This is a genomic window from Metamycoplasma spumans (assembly GCF_041026625.1).
Lineage (GTDB): Bacteria > Bacillota_I > Bacilli_A > Mycoplasmatales > Metamycoplasmataceae > Metamycoplasma > Metamycoplasma spumans.
In genome coordinates this window covers 722,020-743,142 of record NZ_CP163393.1, presented here as the reverse complement: position 1 = coordinate 743,142, position 21,123 = coordinate 722,020, and the positions used below count along the sequence as shown (strand labels likewise).

The window sequence follows — 21,123 nt, the reverse complement described above, 5'->3', positions numbered from 1 at the left end:
GATAAATAATGAAAGTTAAAATAACAAGTGACCACGCCGGTCATTTAGCTAAAGAAGAATTAGCAAAAAGATTAGAAAAAGAAGGGTACGAAGTAGAATTATTTGGTTCAACTTCTCCAGATAAATCAGTATCATATGCAGAAGTAGGTATTGAATTTGCTAAAGAGTTAGTTCAAGATAAAGATTCTGAAAACACAAAATACGTTGCTTTTTGTGGTTCAGGAATTGGAATCAGTATAGCGCTAAACCGTTTTAAACATGTTAGATGTGCAAGAGTTACCAACGAAGAAGAAGCTCACTTGGCAAAATTACACAATGATGCTAATGTTCTATGTATTGGTGGACGTTTAGTTCCGGCAGACCAAGTTCAAAGAATGTTTCATGAATGAGAAAAAACTCAATTCGAAGGAAATCGTCATATCCCAAGAATCGCTAAACTTGATGAAGTCGGCGAAAACGAATAATTTGGCTTAGGCCAAATTTTTTTATATAAAAAAATAGCCATACAAGGCTATTAATCAACTTTTGAAGTATCAAATTTACCAAATATATTATGAACTTTTGTAACAGTTATTCAAGCTTCTGGATCCGCTATTAAAACTTCACCTTTAATTAAATTTTGCTCTAAGTACAATGCAAAAGTTTCAATTCTAGTCGTCTCCGTATTAGTATATCCGGCAACTAAACCGTCAATGTTATAAGCATGTCAATAATTAATTTCTTTAAAATGTTTAATAACTTTTTCTGGCTTCTTAGTATAAATTTCCAACTTAACTTTTCTATATTTTGGATAAATAAGTTCTAAAAATGCGCTATATAAGAATACATAACCAATTGTACAAATTGCTCTTAATAATAAAGCTGCTAAATTCACCGGTTTGCCACTATTATTTTGAATAACACCAGCAATTTCTAATGATGATATTAAAACTATTGAAAAAGAAGCAAAACATAAAGCAATAATTGTAGAAATTCTACCTACACTTTTTTGTTTTATTCTCGATACATAATAAACAGCGAAATCAGCGCCTGCGGTTGAAGCTGAGTTTTTTCATGCTAGTCCACCGGCTGAACCGGCACAAACACCTCCGATTATTGCATAAACAATAATTGGTCATGTTGGATTGTTATATCCATTTTGTAGTTGTATATAGAAATCTCTCAATTGTTGCATTTGCTCTCTTGTATATGAAACATTGTCAATTACAAATGCCTCTCTAGACACAGGATCTCAGTTTTTAACACCTTCTCATAAATCTTTATATTTGTTTAAATAATTTCCATAAACATCTCAAGGTATCAATGATTTAAAACTATTTGTAATACCCTCTTTTGGTGTATTTCAGTTTACGTATAAGATTGAAACATTATCGAATGCATTTTGAACTGCTGGTATTAAAAGCATTGATTGAAAAACTACTTGTCATAAAAGTCAATAAGTTGTTAAGACCATGAACAGACGAGAATTTTTCTTTCAAAAAATAATAATCATTGGTAAATTAAACGCAAAGTATATATAAGCAAAATAAGGAGCTGTTGCAGATATAGTGTATGTTATAGATTGAACTAGCGCTGATATACCAGTTGCAACTGTTGCTGCTTTAGCTAAAAATGTTGCTACACCTATGTTATATAAAATTGCAGAAATAAATATCATCAACATTTTTTTAGGGAATTTTTTTCATACATTAAAAAATGTTACGCCATATGGGTTAAGATCGATGCCATTTGAACGATTTAATTCTCTTTTTGATCTCTTTTTCCTGTTTAATTTTAGTTGTTTAAATTCTTCAGTTTCTTTAACCATAATTTCTCCAGATTTATATCGCAATAATAATAACATTTTTTTATTCTTTGTAATAAATAATTAGAAAGATTTTTTATAGCTTTATAAAAATAGTTTTTAATAAAAAACTAGTTATAACGCTTTGTTATAACTAGTGAAAAATTATTTAGTCGACGTATGATGTATCAAATTCGCCAATTAAGCCGTGAATATTAGAAATCGTTATTCAAGCGTTTTTATCAACTCTTTTTACTTCATCTAAAATTTGATCACGTTCTAAGTATAGCGCAACTGTTTCAATTTTACCGAACTCATCGTGTGAATATCCACCAATTCCGTTAAAAATATTAAATGAGTGAATATAGCCAATTTTCTTAAATCTTTCAGCAACCAATTCTGGTCTTTTTGTATAAATATCGATTTTAACTTTTTTGTATTTTGGATAGAACTTGTTAACAAGCATTGAAAATACCAATAGATATACAATTGTACCCATGATACGTACTAAAAACTCATCAAAGTTTCACACGTGTCCACGAATATTTCCAGTAAATTCTAGTGAACCAATTACTATTGTTGAAAACGATGAGAAACAAATTGCGACCATTAAAAATACGTTTCCAACTGGTTTTTTATTTTTATACGCAATGTAGTTAGAAATAACTGATGTACCACCAATTGATCCACGTTGTCTTCAAGCAACAATCGAAGCAAAACCTTCAGCCGCTCCACCTAATATTGCATAAACTAATACTGGTCAGTTTTCTCCGTTATAAACTCCGTATAAATTGGTTCCTCTTAAGATATCAACGATATTAGCAGATGAAAGATATTTTAAAGAATCATTATCTGTAAATATTTTAGTTACGTTATGGTTGATTAAATTTAAGTCTTTACTTGAAAATAAATTTAATAAATATCTACTTAAAATTTCAGTTTCTGTCGAAGTCGAACCACTTATAGCTTTACCATTTGATAGAAATATTGCGTTTGTAAATACCTCTGAATAGTTTTCTCTTGTTATTTGAGGCAACACTCTCAAATCTATACCGAAAGGATCTCAATAAAATCTTACTGATTGCCCGTTGTCTACGACGTGTCCTATAGGGTTGTATATCGTAACTCTTTGATTAATAAAGTTAACGATTGGGTTAGATCCACGACCTGAATATTCAATAAAAATACATTGAATAATAACTTGGAATAACATTCAATAATACGTTAAAACCATGAACATCCGTGGATTCATTTTCCAGAATATAAACATAAGCGGTAAATTAACCAATACATAGAATAGACCATAGAATTGTGCTGTTGAAGGGGCTGTAAAGGTAATGATTTGTGCTAATGAAGATGTCCCACTGGCGATAGTTGCGGCTTTTTTAAGAAAGACCGTTAGCGCTACGTTGTATAAAAATGCACTAACAAACATTCAAATAACTTTTTTAGGATATTTTTTTCAAATATTAAATAGATTAACTTGTTGAGGATTAAGAATTTTCATTCTTTCAGCATTTCTTTTAATCTTTTGTTCTTTAGTCAAAACTTGTTTTTTAACTTTATTTTTTGCTTTTAGTTGTTTAGATGTTAATTTTTCCATCTACTCACCTCCTTTTTTAGGAACATTTAATCTTTGCTTAATTTCTTGCTGTTTGACTACATCTGAATCATAGAAAAATCTATTACATTCCGGATTAAATAATAGCTTAACAACACCATTTGCACCATGACGGCTTTTAGCAATTATAACATCAGTTAATGAAGGAGCCGAAGTAGCTCCTAAATTATTTTGTTCTCCCGTTGCTTCGCTATAACCTTCCGAAACGCCTTTGTTTTTTGCATAGTAATCTTTTCTATGTAAAAATATAATCATGTCAGCATCTTGTTCAATTGCACCAGATTCTCTTAAATCCGAAATCATTGGAATTTTATCTTCTCTTTTTTCAACAGATCTGTTTAACTGACTTAGTGATAGAACTGGACATTGTAATTCACGCGCCAATTGTTTTAGAGCTCTCGAGAATTTAGCAACTTCTAATTGACGGTCATTATTATTTTTACCCGATTCGGTAATCAATTGTAAATAGTCAATAATAATCATATCAACTTTTTTAGTATTATTAAATCTCTTTGATAATGTAACAATGTCAGAAATTGTCAATGAAGGTTTATCAATTAAAAACATTGATCATTCTTTCATTCTATCAACAGTTCAATATAATTGCTTAATTCCATCTGGACTAACTTCATTTTTTCTAATTGAACTAATTGGAACAAATGAATCAATAGATACCATTCTTTGAGAAAGTTGTGGTGTTGACATTTCTAATGAAAAGAATAAAACGGTTTTACCTTTTTTAGCTACATTATTAGCCACATTTAACGCAAATGCAGTTTTACCCATCGCAGGTCTTGCGGCCAATATTATAAAATCTCCAGGGTTAACTCCTAATGTTAGTTCATCAAATGGTGGAAATCCAAAAGACAAACCAACACCAGTTTCACTATTTTCTTTATTCAATATGTGATTTAAAACATCTTTCGATGTGTCACCTATTGTTCTTCAAACTGCATTAATTTCAGAAATGTCGAGATTGATTAATTTAATTTGAAGTTGATTCAATTCTTCGTTAATATCAAATCTTTTATTTTCGATATTATCTTTTGTTTTATTAATTAATTTTAATAATTCATTAGTTTTGTATTGATCGATCAATATTTTTTTATATTTATCTAATTCTGAAGGAAAGCCGGCATTCTGCATTAGTTTACTAATGTATTGATAGCCAGTCATGTCTAAAATTCCCAACTTATTTATTAATAAATTACTATTTAAATAATTAATTAAAATGCTAATGTCAAAGTTTTCTGAATTATTTCTTGTTTCTTTAATCGCTTCGTAAAGAATTTTATTTTGCTCGAAGTAAAACATTTCAGCACGAATGATTTCACTAACTCTTAAATAAGCATCATTATTATTTATAATCAACCCAAGTAATGAAGTTTCATTATTCAGAATCGCTATTTCATGAGCATTTAATTCTCTAGACATAATTCCCTCTTTTTTTAAAATATAAATTTATTTTTCTTCAACAATTGTTATTTTTAAATTAGCAACAACTTGATCATGTAATTTAACTTTAATTACATGAAGACCAAAGGTGTTATATGACTCACCTTTTAAAGCGTGTGGGCCAATTTTAATATTATGTTTGTTCAATTCTTTTTCGATTGCCTTATGTGTAATATTACCATGTACAATATTTTTGTTTGATTTTAAAGAGAAATATAAATTTAATTTTTCTATTTCTTCTTTTATTAAATTTGCATCTGCAATTTCTCTTGCTAAATTTTCAGCAATGTTATTTTTAACTCTTTGTAAATTAGCTAATGTTTTTTCATTTACCGGTTGAGCAATTCCTTTTTTAATTAAAAAGTTTTTACCAAAACCGTCATTTACTTCAATTATTTCATTTGCTTTATGTTTTTCATAGTTTTTAATTAATATAACTTTCATCTTTCACACTCACTATAGCTTGTTTTATATTGTCAACGAACAATTCAATATCTTCGTTGCTTTCTGCAGCGGCTGCACCAAAGTGCCCGCCACCGCCAACATATTCTGCAATTATCTGCACGTTTGTATTTATACCTCGAGCAGACATCTTGCAAAGTTTTGTGCCCGGTAATTTTGCAACTACAAAGGCAGCTTTTCTACCATTTACTCTTAAAATTTCATCAGCAGCAATTGAAATTATATCAGTTGAAGCTTCAATATCTTTATATGCCATGTAATATCCAGGTTTAACTTCTTGAATATTAGCCAATAACTCTTTAACTTTTAAATAAATTCCTTCGTCCATTTTCAAAATGTTAACCGATTTAATTATTTTAGCGCCTCATTCTTGCAATAACGAAGATGCCGCAAAAGTTTTAGCTGATGTTTGTTTTTGGAAGGTATTCGTATCTAAATAAATACCATTTAATAAAAACTGAGCAACTTCTTCATTAATTAAATCTTTATTATTACTTAAAGAAATTATTTCTGTAACAATTTCTGAAGCTGAAGAAGCTGATGAGTCAATATATAAATTTTCTCTAAAAGCAAAATCTGGATTTTTCCCGATTCTGTGGTGGTCAATAACTATAATATTTTCTTTCTTAATATTTTTAAAAGGAACTGGGTTCTCAATCCGATTTTCATCAGCTGTATCACAAATAACAACTAAGGTTTTCTCATCTTGAATCATTTGCGCTTCTTTAGGGCTTATAAAAATTTCTTGCTGTTCTTTTGTAAGATTTTTTATAAGCCTGCTTGTTGTTTCATCAAATGTTTCATTTTGAATAAAAGGTTGTTTATCGTGGCCCTTAGCCAACGCATAAATTCCCATCGTTGATCCCAATGCATCTAAATCTGCATTTTTATGTCCATAAATAATAACTTTTTCAATTTGTTTAGATTTAAGTTTTTTATCAAGTTGTTTAGCAATAAAATTAACATTTGTTCTTGATAAATTAACATCAATTTCAGAACTAGAACCATAGTAACGCGGTTTTTCGTTTTTGGTTATAATCGTAATTTGATCACCACCACGAGTTTGCGATTGTAATAAAGCTTCTTTTGCCATTTGGTCTAATGTTTCGTGTTTATAAATACCATAAGCAAATCCCGCTGATAATGTTACTGATACGTCTTTAACAAATAGTTTATTTTTAATATTTGAAAAGAATGAGAAATTGTCCTTTTCAAATATTTCTAATGTTTCTTGGTTAGAAATTAAAAAGAAACGACCATTTTCATACTGACGATAAATTAAATTATATTTTTTAGCTAAATCATCTAAAACATTAATTACCCCAGCATATAGTTTAAATACTTCTTCTTGAGATAAAAGCACTTGGTAAAGATTGATATTATCAACACTTAACTCGCCGAAAACAATTCTTTGTCTTTTATAATCATTTAGTAAATTTGTTTGTGTAGTAATATCTTTTATAACAACTAAATTTTTATCAAATGATACGTGTACTTCATATTCAAAATTATCTTTTGAAAATTTGAAGTCTTGATTATTTATCGTTCATTCTTTAACATTAAAAACATTAGCGATATTTTCACCGATTATTTTTTTTCCAAATCTTGATTCGATAAAGTTTGATGTTAAAATTATTTTTCCGTTATTTAAAAAGGAAATAAAACCAACATTATACTGACCAATTTCCGATTGAATAAAATAGTTTAAAGTATTTTTAGCAACTGCAGAATTTTTTAAATAGTTAGATAACCTTACCAATAAAAATATTGCCATACCGATTATTGCTAATGTATAAAGCACAGAAACAATAATCTGTCCTACCTTGTCTAACTTAAAAATTCCAACAAAAAATAAAATTGTTGGTAATAAAAATAAAAATACGATTTCAATAATCAAATATGTTTTTCTATGTTTTTTTATTCACATATAACTTATTATATATAATTTAGCTAAAAAAATACCAATATAAATATTGGTAATCTCTTAAAAATTATAAAATTCAATAATATCGTGCAATCCGATTTTCTTTTCAGATGAAACCATGAATATATTTATATCATTTGTAAAAGTCAAGGCTTGTTGTTTAACACGGTGTTTTTGCGATTGATTTGCTTTATCAATTTTAGTTATTATGATATCAAATTTAATTTCTAAATTCTTTAAATACTCAATCATTTCTAAATCAATCGGCATAAATCCAATTTTTGCATCAATTAAAATACATACCGTTTTCGGATTGGTGTCATTTCTAAAATAAAAATCGATAATACCAGCCACCTTATCTTGATCTTTTTTACTCATTGAAGCATATCCATATCCCGGTAAGTCAACTATTATTTTTTTATTATCAGTTTCAAAATAGTTAATCAATCTTGTTCTACCTGGTGTTGAAGAAGTTTTGGCAATCTTTTGTTTTGCAAGGCCATTTATTAAACTAGACTTCCCAACATTTGAACGACCTCAAAAAACAATTTCCGTTTCATTATGTTCTAATCAACTATTATGATCTGAAGCACTTTTTAAATATTTTCACATATGAAAATTATACAAAAAATAACGCCTTTTAAGAGCGTTATTTTCTTAGCTTTTCATATGCCAATCTCGCTATCATCATTGCATTATCTGTTGTATATTCTAACTTAGGTAAGCATACATTTTCATGCAATGATAAAAACATATTTCTAATAGCAAAATTAGCACTAACCCCGCCAACTAAAGCAATAGATTTAGGATTGTATAATCTTATTGCTTCTTGCATATGTTCTTTTAAATATAAAACAATTGTATTTTGAAATTCAGTTGCATATTTTTCTTTATTAATTTCTTCTTTTCTATTTATTTGATTATTAATCAAATTAATTACATTTGTTTTTATTCCACTAAATGAAAAATTTAAATATTTTTCTGTTTTAGGAATTGTAAAATGGTCTGTATATATATCATTATTTTCTTTTCAGATTCGATCAATGATAGGCCCGCCCGGAAAATCTAATGATAATTTTCTAGCAACTTTATCATAAACTTCACCAACAGCGTCATCTTGAGTTTCTCCAATTATTTCATATTCATCTTTAGATTTATATAGCATAAGCTGTGAATGACCACCTGAAACTAATAAACCAAGGGCTGGATATTCAACCTCTTTTTCGATAAATGCAGAATAGAAGTGACCCTCTAAATGATTTAATCCTAATATTGGTTTATTTAAATAAATGGCTAATGCGTTAGCTACCATATAGCCAACGTGTAAAGAACCAATTAACCCAGGCTCTTTTGTATAAGCAACATAATCAATTTTAGTTATGTCTATTTTCTCTTTTAATTCATTTACTAAAATCCCAATATTTTTAACATGTAATCTTGAGGCGATTTCAGGAACGGTCCCACCATATTTTTTGTGAATATTAATCTGCGATATTGTTGACATTCATATTGGTTTATTATCCTCTAAAAGAGCAAATGACGTGTCATCGTGCGAACTCTCAATTGCAAATATTAACATTTCTCAACTCCTATTTGTGGTTCGTGTAAATATAGTAATTCAACATCTAGTATTTTGTTACTTTCAACTTTATTAAATAAGATAAAAAATTGTTCGGGATCTTTTTCAAATAAATCATAAATAAAATCATCATTATTATTTTCATTTTCAACAATTGAACATTCATTATTATTTTCGATGTTTATTCAATAACTACTATAACGATTCGCTTTAATATATACGTTTTTTCAATCTAAATTAAGTGTTTCTTTTTGTTTAGAAATTAATTTATAAGTTGGTACAACATAAAAATTAGTATTTGAAATTTGAGCAATTGTTTTGGCAAATAAAAAGCCGATTCTTGCACCGCTAAAACTACCGGGACCTAGTGTTGTATAAATATCAGTTATTTCTTCAATATTAACATTAGCTTCTTTGAATAATTGATCTAAATTTTCATAAAAAGCATCAGTCTTTTTTACTAAATTCTTAATCTGCCTTTTTGCTATTACTTTATTATTTATAATAGACATATACAAATCAGAAAGTGAAGTCTCAATAAATAATTTCATTATAAAATCTCCTCAACAATTTCAAATACATGGTTTTGATCCTGATCAAAATAAACATTAATTTTTAGATACTTTTTAAAGTTGTGTTTAATTAGATCAGATCATTCAACAATAACTAACTTATCTTCAAAATAATCCTCAAATGCGAATAAATCTCCCTTTAATTTATAAGCATCAATATGAACAATTTTGTCATAAACTAAAATAGTATTAAATGTCGGAGATACAATCTGTTTACTTTCATTTAATGATTTTGCTAAGGCCGCAGTAAATGTTGTTTTACCAGCGCCCAACTCGCCATTCAATAATATTGCCTCAATCTTATTTAATTTAGACTTAACATAATCAACAAGACTATCTAATTTTTCGTTGTGTTTAAAAATAAATTTCATATATCTCCTATATTACATTTGATTATTATAACGCAATTATTTATATATTTAATTAATTAAATATAAGGCTAGGCAATAAAAAAGTTCGCACAGTTATGCGAACTAATTTTGTTACTTATATTGCATTTCTTTTCAATCGTTTTCATTAAATGATTTAACAAATTCAGTTAATAAATCACCGGCAGCTAGTAAATCACTAATTGCACAAACACCGATTGGTGAGTGTAAATATCTTTGTGGTAATGAGATTGTTAATGTCGCTGCTCCACCATGTGAGAATTGTAATTCATGAGCATCGGTTCCACCACCCATTGCAACAAATTTATATGCAGGAATGTTTTTGTTCTTTGATATATTTTCAAAGTATTTAACTAGTTTAGGATCCATCATTGTGCCTCTATCAAAAATACGCAAGGCAGCACCTTTAAATAATGAAGTATTGCCAGGGATTGTATTAGGTGTATCGTGTGATGCACATGTATCTAAGGCTATAGCAACATCTGGGTCAACTAAACTAACTGATGTTTTTGCCCCACGTGTTCCTACTTCTTCTTGTGTTGTACCAACTAAATATAAATCTACGTCTAAGTCAATGTTTTCAATGTTTTTAGCAATGTATTCTAAAACAGTTACGCCGGCTCTATTATCCATTGCCTTTCCACCAATTAAATTAGGGTCACTAAAGTAAATGGTTTCTCCAGACATATATACTAAATCCCCAACGCCAACACCATTTGCTAAAACATCTTCTTCTGATTTAAATCCAAAATCTGCGTATAAATCCATAATAGAAGGAGCTTTAGCTCTTTCTGCATCTTGCATAATATGAATTGAAGTATGACCAAATAAACCTGTAAATTCTTTACCTGAAGAAGTTTTTAAAATTGCTTTGGTACCAATAACTGTTGCTGGTCAAATTCCACCAACTGCTGATAGTAATAATTGACCTTTTTTATCAATATTTCTAACAATAAAACCAACTTCATCCATATGAGCTGCGATCATAACTTTTGGTGCGTTTGCTTTTTTAGAAGGCTTATGAAAAATCACTGAACCTAAATTATCACGTGATATTTCGAAGTTTTTATCTCCTAATGAATCTTTTAATTCGGCTACAATGTTGTCTTCATAACGTGACATTCCTTGTAATTCCATATATTTAACTAATCTTTGTTTAAAATAATCTTGTTTATTCATTTTGACTCCTTTTAAAATCAATAATATAATTTTAACATTTATAAATTAAAAGAAACTGATAAAGTTAATATCGAAGTTTCGTTATTTAATATATTGTAATAGTCAAATTTAAAAAATCATGGCATTTACGATTCAAAAAAATATAAAAAAAATAGCCAAATGGCTATATTTTGTTCTCTGAAAACTGAATACGACTTTAATTTAGATTAACTTTATCTATAGAATTCACTATTAAACCTATCAATTTATTAGTACTGGTCAGCTGAATGCATTACTGCACTTACACCTCCAGCCTATCAACCTCATAGTCTATAAGGAATTTAAAAGGGAATACTCATCTTTGAGGGGGCTTCCCGCTTAGATGCTTTCAGCGGTTATCCCTGCCGCACTTGGCTACCCAGCTATGCTTCTGGCGAAACAACTGGCACACCATCGGTGCGTCCACTCCGGTCCTCTCGTACTAAGAGTAGCTCTCATCAATATTCCAACGCCCACATCAGATAGGAACCAAACTGTCTCACGACGTTTTGAACCCAGCTCGCGTACCGCTTTAATGGGCGAACAGCCCAACCCTTGGAACCGACTCCAGCTCCAGGATGCGATGAGCCGACATCGAGGTGCCAAACCTTCCCGTCGATGTGATCTCTTGGGAAAGATAAGCCTGTTATCCCCGGGTAGCTTTTATCCGTTGAGCGACGGCCTTTCCACGAAGAACCGCCGGATCACTAAGTCCTGCTTTCGCACCTGCTCGACTTGTAGGTCTCGCAGTCAATCACACTTCTACCTTTATGCTCTAAGATACGGTTTCTGACCGTATTGAGTGTAACTTTGAACGCCTCCGTTACCCTTTAGGAGGCGACCGCCCCAGTCAAACTACCCACCACACACTGTCCTCTACCCGGATGACGGGTACAAGTTAGAAGTTCAACGTAACAAGGGTGGTATTTCAACGGCGACTCCACTTAGACTAGCGTCCAAGCATCACAGTCTCCCACCTATCCTACACATGTTAAATCAAACTCCAATATGAAGTTATAGTAAAGCTCCACGGGGTCTTTTCGTCTAGATGCGGGTCTCCGGCGTCTTCGCCGGAACCATAATTTCACCGAGTCTATTGTCGAGACAGTTAAGAGATAATTACTCCTTTCGTGCAGGTCAGTATTTAGCCGACAAGGAATTTCGCTACCTTAGGACCGTTATAGTTACGGCCGCCGTTCACCCGGGCTTCACATCAATGCTTCGCATAAGCTAACACCTTTGCTTAACCTTCGGGCACTGGGCAGGAGTCACCCCATATACATCATCTTACGATTTAGCATAGAGCTGTGTTTTTGATAAACAGTTCCCCCTTACTATTCACTGCGGCCCACTTTTTAGGGTGGGCATCCCTTCTTGCGAACTTACGGGATGAATTTGCAGAGTTCCTTGACAATAGTTTTCTCGCTCGCCTTAGAATACTCATCTTGGGGACGTGTGTCCGTTCTCGGTACGGGTTTCCATGAACTTAAGTTAGAAGCTTTTTTAAGAGGTATGGAATCATCCAATTCGCTACTTTGTCGCCATTTCACTATGCATCATAACTCCCGGTTACGCCGTGTGGATTTGCCTGCACGACCCAGTCATTATTTACCCCACAATCCAATAAGTGGTAGTACTATCCTCCCCGTCACTCCATCACATTCATAGAAAGTACAGGAATATTAACCTGTTGTCCATCGGCTACGCCTTTCGGCCTCGTCTTAGGACCCGACTAACCCTGGGTGGACGAACCTTGCCCAGGAAACCTTCCCCAATAGGCGTCAGAGATTCTCACTCTGAATCGTTACTCATACCGGCATTCTCACTTGTAAGCGCTCCACCAGTCCTCACGGTCTAGCTTCAACGCCCTTACAACGCTCTCCTAACGCATTTTCATGCCCGTAGCTTCGGTATTGTGTTTTACTCCCGTTGAATTATCGGCACAGAGTCTCTCGACTAGTGAGCTATTACGCACTCTTTAAACGGTGGCTGCTTCTAAGCCAACATCCTAGCTGTTTAAGAAACTCCACAACCTTTCTGACTTAACACAATTTTGGGACCTTAGCTGACGATCTGGGTTGTTCCCCTCGCGTGCATCGACGTTATCACCGATGTACCGACTGCATAGTAATACATGATAGTATTCGGAGTTTGATTATAGTCAGTACGGCTAGGCGCCGCCATTCCATATTCAGTGCTCTACCCCCATCACTTAACACTACACGCTAGCCCTAAAGCTATTTCGGAGAGAACCAGCTATCTCCAAGTTCGATTGGAATTTCACCCCTACCCACAAGTCATCCGGGCACTTTTTAGCGTACTACGGTTCGGTCCTCCACTTAGTGTTACCTAAGTTTCAACCTGCTCATGGGTAGATCACCTGGTTTCGGGTCTATATCAACATACTAAAGCGCCCTATTCAGACTCGATTTCTCTACGGCTTCGCTTTAATCCACTTAACCTCGCATGCTGACATAACTCGCCGGTCCATTCTGCAAGATGTACGCCATCACCCATTAACGGGCTCTGACTAACTGTAAGTAATTGGTTTCAGAATCTATTTCACTCCCCTCCCGGGGTTCTTTTCACCTTTCCCTCACGGTACTAGTTCACTATCGGTGTCTGGTTAGTATTTAGCCTTACCGGGTGGTCCCGGCGGATTCAGACAGGGTTTCACGTGCCCCGCCCTACTCAGGATGCTACTTGAAGATTTACGCATTTCGCTTACGGGAATTTCACCCTCTATGTTTAAGCGTTCCAACTTATTCTGCTATACGTAAATTTTTTAACTTCATGTAAGTAGTCCTACAACCCCAACAACATGTGTTGGTTTAGGCTCTTCCCCGTTCGCTCGCCACTACTGAGGGAATCATTCTTTATTTTCTCTTCCTGCTGCTACTGAGATGTTTCAATTCACAGCGTGTCTCTTCATTCGACTATGAATTCATCGATATGATAATTGAGGATTAGCTCAATTAGGTTTCCCCATTCGGAAATCCCCGGATAACAGCTTATTTCCAGCTAACCGAGGCTTATCGCAGGTAATCACGTCCTTCATCGACTTCCAGACCCAAGGCATCCACCAAAAACTCTTATCTTGTTTAATAGTTGTTTCGTTATATTTGATTTGTTGTATGACCTATTGTTGTCTTTTATAAATATTCTATAGGTTGATCTAAACTTTGAAATATTAATTAATATATCAATGTCGATATTCAGTTTTCAAAGAACAAGTAGAGAGATAAATCTCTCAAAACTGGATACAAATATTATTCCATAACTAAGTGTACTCCGTAGAAAGGAGGTGATCCATCCCCACGTTCTCGTAGGGATACCTTGTTACGACTTCACCCCAGTCACCAGTCCTACCTTAGGCGGTCGCCTCCGAGGTTAGCAAACCGACTTTGGGTATCACCAGCTCCCATGGTGTGACGGGCGGTGTGTACAAGACCCGAGAACGTATTCACCGCAGGCATAGCTGATCTGCGATTACTAGCGATTCCGACTTCATGGAGTCGAATTGCAGACTCCAATCCGAACTGAGATCGGCTTTTTGAGATTTGCTCCATGTCGCCATATTGCTTCTCTTTGTACCGACCATTGTAGCACGTGTGTAGCCCCACTCGTAAGAGGCATGATGATTTGACGTCATCCCCACCTTCCTCCCGGTTACCCGGGCAGTATCTCTAGAGTCCTCGACATGACTCGTTAGTAACTAAAGATAGGGGTTGCGCTCGTTGCAGGACTTGACCAAACATCTCACGACACGAGCTGACGACAACCATGCACCATCTGTCATTCCGTTAACCTCCACTATATCTCTATAGCTTTGCGGAAGATGTCAAGAGTGGGTAAGGTTCTCCGTGTATCTTCAAATTAAACCACATGCTCCACCGCTTGTGCGGGTCCCGTCAATTCCTTTAAGTTTCACTCTTGCGAGCATACTACTCAGGCGGATCATTTAATGCGTTAGCTGCGTCAGTGAACTCTCCACCGACTAATGATCATCGTTTACGGCGTGGACTACCAGGGTATCTAATCCTGTTTGCTCCCCACGCTTTCGTCCCTCAGCGTCAGTATAGACCCAGTAAGCTGCCTTCGCCTTTGGTGTTCTTCCATATATCTACGCATTTCACCGCTTCACATGGAATTCCGCTTACCTCTATCTAACTCTAGTTTATCAGTATCCAAAGCGAGCCGGGGTTGAGCCCCGGGATTTGACTCCAGACTTAATAAACAGCCTACGAACGCTTTACGCCCAATAATTCCGGATAACGCTTGCGACCTATGTATTACCGCGGCTGCTGGCACATAGTTAGCCATCGCTTTCTGACAAGGTACCGTCAGCTCAAAGGCATTTCCTCCTCTGAGTGTTCTTCCCTTATAACAGCACTTTACAATCCGAAGACCTTCATCGTGCACGCTGTGTCGCTCCATCAAGCTTTCGCTCATTGTGGAATATTCCCTACTGCTGCCTCCCGTAGGAGTTTGGGCCGTATCTCAGTCCCAATGTGGCCGTTCAGTCTCTCGACCCGGCTAAACATCATAGTCTTGGTAGGCCATTACCCTACCAACTAACTAATGTTCCGCACCCTCATCCTTCAGCGGGGCTTTAAGGCCCCTTTAACAACGGAATCATGCGATTCCATGCGTATCCGGCATTAGCCAATGTTTCCATTGGGTATTCCAATCTGAAGGGCAGATTAAGTACGTGTTACTCACCCATTCGCCGCTAGGTTTCCCGAAAGAAACCTCGCTCGACATGCATGTATTAGGCACACAGCCAGCGTTCATCCTGAGCCAGGATCAAACTCTTAAATAAGTTGATTGGTTTATGATTTTTTTGTAAATTATTAAAATTGACGTTATGGTATTCGTATCCAGTTTTCAAAGAACTATCTCGTACGCTTAAAAGGTACATTTAGTATTATACACATTTTTTTAATTATATTTAAAAATAATAAAAATATTTTTTATGCACTATTTTAGCGTTATTTAAATAGCTAATACTGGTGCAAAATTATATTTTTTGCTTAATCAGGTCTAAATTTTTGGCATATTCTGCCGATAGCAAGTAGAATACTTCACTTCTAATTTTTCTACTATTTAATAAAAAATATAATAATGAGTATTTCCTTTTATTAGTTTGTGCAAAACGAAAGGCAAAATAATGCAACGATGATTTTTTAATATTATATATATAAATAATAATGCTCGCAACTAATGACAGTATAGCAAGCGATATACATATTCCAAAAATTAACTTGTTTTTCATTATATATAATAAGGCAACAACTATAAATGAAAAAGTTATCGCATATAATAAAAAATAAATAAAAATTCCTATGGCTAATATTTTTTTAAGATGTTTTAGATCTTTTATATTAGTTAATGGTTTTTCATAACCAAGATTTTTTAGCATAATCCTCCTTTTGAAAATGTTTTGCTTTTCTATTATATATAATCTTTAAAAAATATAATAAAAGTCAGCATATGCTGACTCATAAATTATTATCCACAAATTTCTAGTTCATCATATGAAAATTCTGTTGGAACTTTTCTTCCGAATTGTTCAATATTAACAAAAGCTTTTTGAGTAATATCATTATTTTTGATAATTTCACCAGCTTGGTCTTTAAAAATTCCACTCTTAATTTTTACTAAAGTTCCTTCTTTAAAAGCAGTTTCAATATCGCCAGCATTAAATTTAGCAATTAGATCACTTTCTTTTTGAACCATTTTTTGGAAATTTCTTTCGCTAATAGGAGTTGGTTTAGCACCTTTCCCACTCGAACCAATTAACCCTGTAACATATTGAGTATTACGTACTAAATATCATGCATCATCGGTCATAACCATATTTAGAAAAATATAACCTTTATAAATATTTACATAGCTAATTTTATATTCTTCTCCCATGGTTTTCTTTTCTAATTCTTTATTAGATAGATGTGGCATTTTAAAAATTCTGATTTCTCTAAAATATTCATTCATACCTTGAGCTTCAATTTTATTTTTTAAAGCCTCAATAACGTTATCTTCTTTTCCAGATACTGTAGAAATCATATATCACTTAAATTCTTTATTTTCTAATTCCATATTAATTCTCCATATTCTTAAACTTTAATTCCAACTGCATTTCACATTGACGTAAATCCTAGTGTGATTAAGAAACAAAATAGTCCCATTATTAGTAAAAATGCTATTGTTATTCCAAATCATCTTCAAGCCTTTGAAGATTTTGGTCAAATAATTCTTTTAATTTCCTTAACTCAGTTTTTCATTGTAGAAGGCTTTGGTTTTTTTTCTAACTTCAAAGCTTCTTTTTTCATTTTAGCTTCTTCTCTTTTTTGTTTTTTAAGAAGTTTTCTTTGTTCTTTGTCATTAGTTTTAATTTCAGACATTATTTTTCCTCTTTATGTAATGTTTGAACGTTGCAGTGTTTACAAAACTTTTTTATTTCCAGCCTTGCTAAACTACTTTTATTAACTGAGTAATTTTTTTGTAAGCATTCTTGACATGCTAATGTAACTTTCTTTGTTTTTTTCATATTTATTAATTATATTAAATTTTTCTATTTTTTTAAGTTAATGAATTTTAATAATAATATGTGAATTCTCAAATATTTTGCTACATTGTAATTCTCAATCATTTTGCAACATCCTATAGTTTAAAATCATTATAGGAGGTAAAGTGAAATATAAAAAAATAGAAATCCAGAATTTAACAGATTTTGAGAAAAAAAGAAAAGATATTTATACAGATATAACTAATGGAAAATTAAAAATAAACCAAATCGCCATAAAACACGAGGTTAGTCGTTTTACAGTTTCTAAAATTAAGAAATCTATAAATTTTGACGGAACATTTAATGTCTCGCACAAAAATAAAGGAAATAAATATAGACAAAAGTTTAGCGATGATCTTGTAGATTCTGAAATTGAAAAGATCAGAGATTTTAGCTCTTTTGTTTTTGATCAACCTACAGATAGAACTAAAAATGTTACTATGGCTATTTATTATAGAACAAAAGGTTCAATAATGTCTTTAAAAACTCTTTACAGACGTACTTTAAAAAGAGGATATGCAACAGAACACTCGCACAAATCAACTAGAAAAGAAGCTAAAAGAAACGCAAGAAATATTTTAAATGACGCAGTTCCAGAAACAATATTTTATTATGCAATAAATAGCAGATTAGAGAATCTTAAAACAATAGAGAAAAATGCGGTAATAAAAAATACCTGGAAAAATCTTTCTCCAGGCATGATTGTTGAGATTGATGCTACGCCAGACACAATGGGGTTGGGTGAAACTTTTCATACTTACCACGCTATTGACCCTGCCACTGGTAGGCTTTTAGCAGTCCATGTGTCTAAAGAAGAAACCAATATTGGTTATATGAATCTGCTTGAAAAACTTTTTAGAACACACGGAATTCCGCAGATTATAAAGACCGATAAAAGAACAACTTTTTGAAAAAAGAGTCTTCATACACACCTATTACTGAGTATTTGCGATCTTTAGGCATCGAAGTTCAATCTTCTAGTGTTCCGCAATTTAAGTCTTTTGTTGAAAGGTCTTTTAAAACTGCTCAATTAAATTATCCCATATTCTTTAAAACAAAGAATATAAAACATTGAACAGAAATAAGTAAGATTGAAGACGAATTAATAAATCACTTTAATTCTATATCTCCAAAATTAGAAAGAAATAGTGATAAAAACTGTTTTAGAAAAATAAATGAAGGCGACCCTGGTTGGTATGTTGATTATCATTTTAAAAATAAAACTCATTCAGGTGCAGTTAAATACCTAAACGAATATTATGCCCCAGTTGATACTAACGGCAATAGAGTTAATTTTTCAAAAAAAATAAAAGTTTTATTTTGTATGAACTCAAGTGGTGAATATTTTTTCAAAACTCCAGAAAATCGTTACAAAGCAAGCAGTGATTTATCTAACTTTAACTCACAAGAGATTTTTTTAATAGGCAAAAATCTTGACGTTTGAGATGATTTGGCTTATAAATTAAGTTTGATAGTCGTAACGCATAAGTCAGTAGTTTCAACATTTACTGATAAGTTTAATTACTTGATTAGAAATTTAGAAAAATTTAAATTAAATACTTCGGGTTTAAAAGAAGAAATGAACCACTTAAAATCAATGTTTAAAAACGCAATTAAAGAAGTAGATAATAACCTATCTGAATATTTTAAGTAGATTTTAATTTTTATTTTAAGATATACAGATTTAAAAAAAATAATAGCAAAGTATAACACTTTGCTAATTTTTCCTGATTACTGGCTTAAATTTTTAGGTCTTAAAAAATAAATTTGATATCATAAGTTTAATAAACATTTTTAAACTATAAAAATGTTGCAATTTGATTAAGAATTAACACTATTTTTTTAAGTTAATGAATTTTAATAATAATATTATTTTTTATAATATTAGATATGTGAATTCTAATATTTTTTTTAGTACTTTTAACAATCTTGTATGTAATAGCGTTGATTTATTACATTTTAAATGACAAATTGCAAAAGAGCATAGAGCAATTTGATTGATGAAATGAACAATTAAATTCAAAATACAAAATTATTAAAAAAATGTCTTATCGTTTTTCTGAGTTAGCTAAAAAAAATAAAAAAATTGATGAGCTTGATCAAAAAACTTCCATAAAATATATTGAGTTTGAACAACTTTTTAAACAATTCATAATTAACTATGATGAAATAAAAAGCAAGTTTGATAATCACAATTTAAACCACAAGGCATTTGAATTTAAGTGTTTAAAAAAGATTAAGATTAAGAAAAAAGAAGCAAATAAATTATTTAAACAAATGGATCAAATTTATAATGATATTGAAAATTTTTCAAATTTTGATTTTGAAAAAATAAGCAAAATTTTTTCTTTAATTTCTGAATATAATAACTTTTATAAACAAATCGAAGATTTTACTAAAAAAAATATTGATTATGAATATACTGAACTAATTAAAGGAAAAGTTATTAAACTTCAAAACTTAATCATTCAAAATATAACATGATTTAACAATGATAATTATTTACATAGTGATGATATTGAAATTGAAAAAAAATTAGAAACTTTAAGATCTTTAATTAAACACTATGGCAAGCTAATTTACAAAACTTTTCAATACCAAAAGTTTATTAACATCTATTGTATGCAAGATTATCAAAATACCATCAAATTATTTGATGAAAATAAGAATATTTTTAGCTCAATTTTTGTTAGTAAAGTCGAGCAATTAATAGAACAAAATGTTATTGATCTTATTAAAAAAACTAAACATCACATAGAAAAATTTGATATTGAATTTTGAGAAAACGAAGTTGATCAATACATTAATATTTTTTTAAAAGAGTTTAAAGATATTAAAACTTTTATATATCAAAAAATAAGTCAGGTTTTATTAATTAAAAAACAAGCTTCGCAAATAGTAATTATTTTTAAAAAAATTCAAAGAAATCATGATGTTATACTAGCTAATTTAAAAAATAATATAGACATTAACTATCTAAATAAATATAAAAACCTAGCAGAGAAAAATCAATCCATAATAGAAATATTGCAATTAGAAAATTGACTTGATAAACTTATTAAACACAATCCAGATAGTTTTGATAAGCAGGTTATTAATTTCATTCAAGAAATTTTATTAATTAGTGATTTACAGAACAAAATTATAAAAAATAAACTAACAAGCGATGAAAATAATCTTAATTCAAAGATTTTATCGTATGAAAAGTTAATCAATATTTTGCTTGCTCAGATAAATATAAAAAATCTAAAACTATTAACTGAAGAAGCTAAGTACTTTAGTTATTTAAAATCTTTGATAAAAGAGAATAAAATCAATCAATTAGATTATGAGTATAAAGAAATTTTGATTTTAAAAATGAACATTTTTATTTATAATATAGCAATTAGATTAGAAACTAAAGACTTGCTTAACAGCTTAATTAAAGAGCTTGCTAGATATGTAGGGCAAGATAAAAACATTATGACTTTATATAAACAAATTCTTGAAAAGTATAATCAAAATGAAAATGAAGAAGCAATTTCATTAGTTGATAATTTTATTAAAGATAGTATTAACTAAATAGGAGAATAT

18 protein-coding genes and 2 rRNA genes are annotated in these 21,123 nt (G+C 31.4%); 4 read left to right on the top strand and 16 right to left on the bottom strand.

The window, feature by feature from the left end:
• The first annotated feature begins 8 nt into the window (after positions 1 to 8).
• Complete coding sequence (locus AB5V95_RS03155; RefSeq protein ID WP_369085885.1) at positions 9 to 464, top strand: RpiB/LacA/LacB family sugar-phosphate isomerase; 456 nt, start codon at positions 9 to 11, stop codon at positions 462 to 464.
• Between the two features lie 50 nt (positions 465 to 514).
• Here the strand turns inward: AB5V95_RS03155 and AB5V95_RS03150 are convergent, their stop codons facing one another.
• The 16 genes from AB5V95_RS03150 to rpmG all read right to left on the bottom strand — a co-directional run bounded on the left by AB5V95_RS03150 (position 515) and on the right by rpmG (position 17,532).
• The gene (locus AB5V95_RS03150; RefSeq protein WP_051520291.1) at positions 515 to 1,807 is read right to left on the bottom strand and encodes a YitT family protein; all 1,293 of its coding nucleotides are present in this window, start codon (positions 1,805 to 1,807) and stop codon (positions 515 to 517) included.
• 145 nt (positions 1,808 to 1,952) lie between these two features.
• A complete protein-coding gene (locus AB5V95_RS03145) occupies positions 1,953 to 3,386 on the bottom strand; it encodes a YitT family protein (RefSeq protein WP_369085884.1) in 1,434 nt (477 codons plus the stop codon).
• Positions 3,387 to 4,838: a replicative DNA helicase gene (gene dnaB / locus AB5V95_RS03140; RefSeq protein ID WP_036476167.1), complete on the bottom strand. Its 1,452-nt coding sequence runs from the start codon at positions 4,836 to 4,838 to the stop codon at positions 3,387 to 3,389.
• Between the two features lie 27 nt (positions 4,839 to 4,865).
• Positions 4,866 to 5,303, bottom strand: coding sequence for a 50S ribosomal protein L9 (rplI, locus tag AB5V95_RS03135; RefSeq protein ID WP_027122970.1), 438 nt, complete (start codon positions 5,301 to 5,303; stop codon positions 4,866 to 4,868).
• A complete protein-coding gene (locus AB5V95_RS03130; protein WP_027122969.1) occupies positions 5,284 to 7,248 on the bottom strand; it encodes a DHH family phosphoesterase in 1,965 nt (654 codons plus the stop codon). The genes rplI and AB5V95_RS03130 overlap by 20 nt, the downstream gene beginning before the upstream one ends.
• Before the next feature lie 57 nt (positions 7,249 to 7,305).
• Positions 7,306 to 7,857, bottom strand: coding sequence for a ribosome biogenesis GTP-binding protein YihA/YsxC (gene yihA / locus AB5V95_RS03125; protein ID WP_369085883.1), 552 nt, complete (start codon positions 7,855 to 7,857; stop codon positions 7,306 to 7,308).
• Between the two features lie 37 nt (positions 7,858 to 7,894).
• A complete protein-coding gene (gene tsaD, locus AB5V95_RS03120; protein ID WP_369085882.1) occupies positions 7,895 to 8,824 on the bottom strand; it encodes a tRNA (adenosine(37)-N6)-threonylcarbamoyltransferase complex transferase subunit TsaD in 930 nt (309 codons plus the stop codon).
• A complete protein-coding gene (gene tsaB, locus AB5V95_RS03115; protein ID WP_369085881.1) occupies positions 8,818 to 9,375 on the bottom strand; it encodes a tRNA (adenosine(37)-N6)-threonylcarbamoyltransferase complex dimerization subunit type 1 TsaB in 558 nt (185 codons plus the stop codon). Before tsaB ends, tsaD begins: the two co-directional genes overlap by 7 nt.
• On the bottom strand, positions 9,375 to 9,767 hold the full coding sequence (gene tsaE / locus AB5V95_RS03110) for a tRNA (adenosine(37)-N6)-threonylcarbamoyltransferase complex ATPase subunit type 1 TsaE (RefSeq protein WP_369085880.1): 393 nt from the start codon (positions 9,765 to 9,767) through the stop codon (positions 9,375 to 9,377). Before tsaE ends, tsaB begins: the two co-directional genes overlap by 1 nt.
• Before the next feature lie 111 nt (positions 9,768 to 9,878).
• On the bottom strand, positions 9,879 to 10,964 hold the full coding sequence (locus tag AB5V95_RS03105) for a M42 family metallopeptidase (protein WP_369085879.1): 1,086 nt from the start codon (positions 10,962 to 10,964) through the stop codon (positions 9,879 to 9,881).
• A gap of 227 nt (positions 10,965 to 11,191) precedes the next feature.
• Positions 11,192 to 14,089 (bottom strand): 23S ribosomal RNA (locus tag AB5V95_RS03100).
• Between the two features lie 190 nt (positions 14,090 to 14,279).
• A 16S ribosomal RNA gene (locus AB5V95_RS03095) occupies positions 14,280 to 15,804 on the bottom strand.
• The 16S and 23S rRNA genes sit together here, the layout of an rRNA operon.
• A gap of 198 nt (positions 15,805 to 16,002) precedes the next feature.
• Complete coding sequence (locus AB5V95_RS03090; RefSeq protein WP_369085878.1) at positions 16,003 to 16,404, bottom strand: hypothetical protein; 402 nt, start codon at positions 16,402 to 16,404, stop codon at positions 16,003 to 16,005.
• Between the two features lie 89 nt (positions 16,405 to 16,493).
• Positions 16,494 to 17,081, bottom strand: coding sequence for a transcription termination/antitermination protein NusG (gene nusG, locus AB5V95_RS03085; protein ID WP_027123021.1), 588 nt, complete (start codon positions 17,079 to 17,081; stop codon positions 16,494 to 16,496).
• A gap of 17 nt (positions 17,082 to 17,098) precedes the next feature.
• Entirely contained in the window at positions 17,099 to 17,386 is a 288-nt protein-coding gene (secE, locus tag AB5V95_RS03080) for a preprotein translocase subunit SecE (protein WP_369085877.1), read from the bottom strand.
• Positions 17,386 to 17,532 carry a 50S ribosomal protein L33 gene (gene rpmG, locus AB5V95_RS03075; RefSeq protein ID WP_084466303.1) on the bottom strand — a complete coding sequence of 49 codons (147 nt, stop codon included), beginning with the start codon at positions 17,530 to 17,532 and terminating at the stop codon, positions 17,386 to 17,388. The genes secE and rpmG overlap by 1 nt, the downstream gene beginning before the upstream one ends.
• A 143-nt stretch (positions 17,533 to 17,675) precedes the next feature.
• Between rpmG and AB5V95_RS03070 the strand changes: the two genes are divergently transcribed.
• The 3 genes from AB5V95_RS03070 (at position 17,676) to AB5V95_RS03060 (ending at position 21,111) form a co-directional block, all read left to right on the top strand.
• Entirely contained in the window at positions 17,676 to 18,509 is an 834-nt protein-coding gene (locus AB5V95_RS03070) for a hypothetical protein (RefSeq protein WP_369085783.1), read from the top strand.
• Positions 18,458 to 19,204 (top strand): hypothetical protein, encoded by a 747-nt coding sequence (locus AB5V95_RS03065; RefSeq protein WP_369085765.1) that lies wholly within the window; start codon positions 18,458 to 18,460, stop codon positions 19,202 to 19,204. Before AB5V95_RS03070 ends, AB5V95_RS03065 begins: the two co-directional genes overlap by 52 nt.
• 317 nt (positions 19,205 to 19,521) lie before the next feature.
• Positions 19,522 to 21,111, top strand: a complete 1,590-nt coding sequence (locus tag AB5V95_RS03060) for a hypothetical protein (RefSeq protein ID WP_369085876.1) — start codon at positions 19,522 to 19,524, stop codon at positions 21,109 to 21,111.
• Positions 21,112 to 21,123 lie beyond the last annotated feature (12 nt).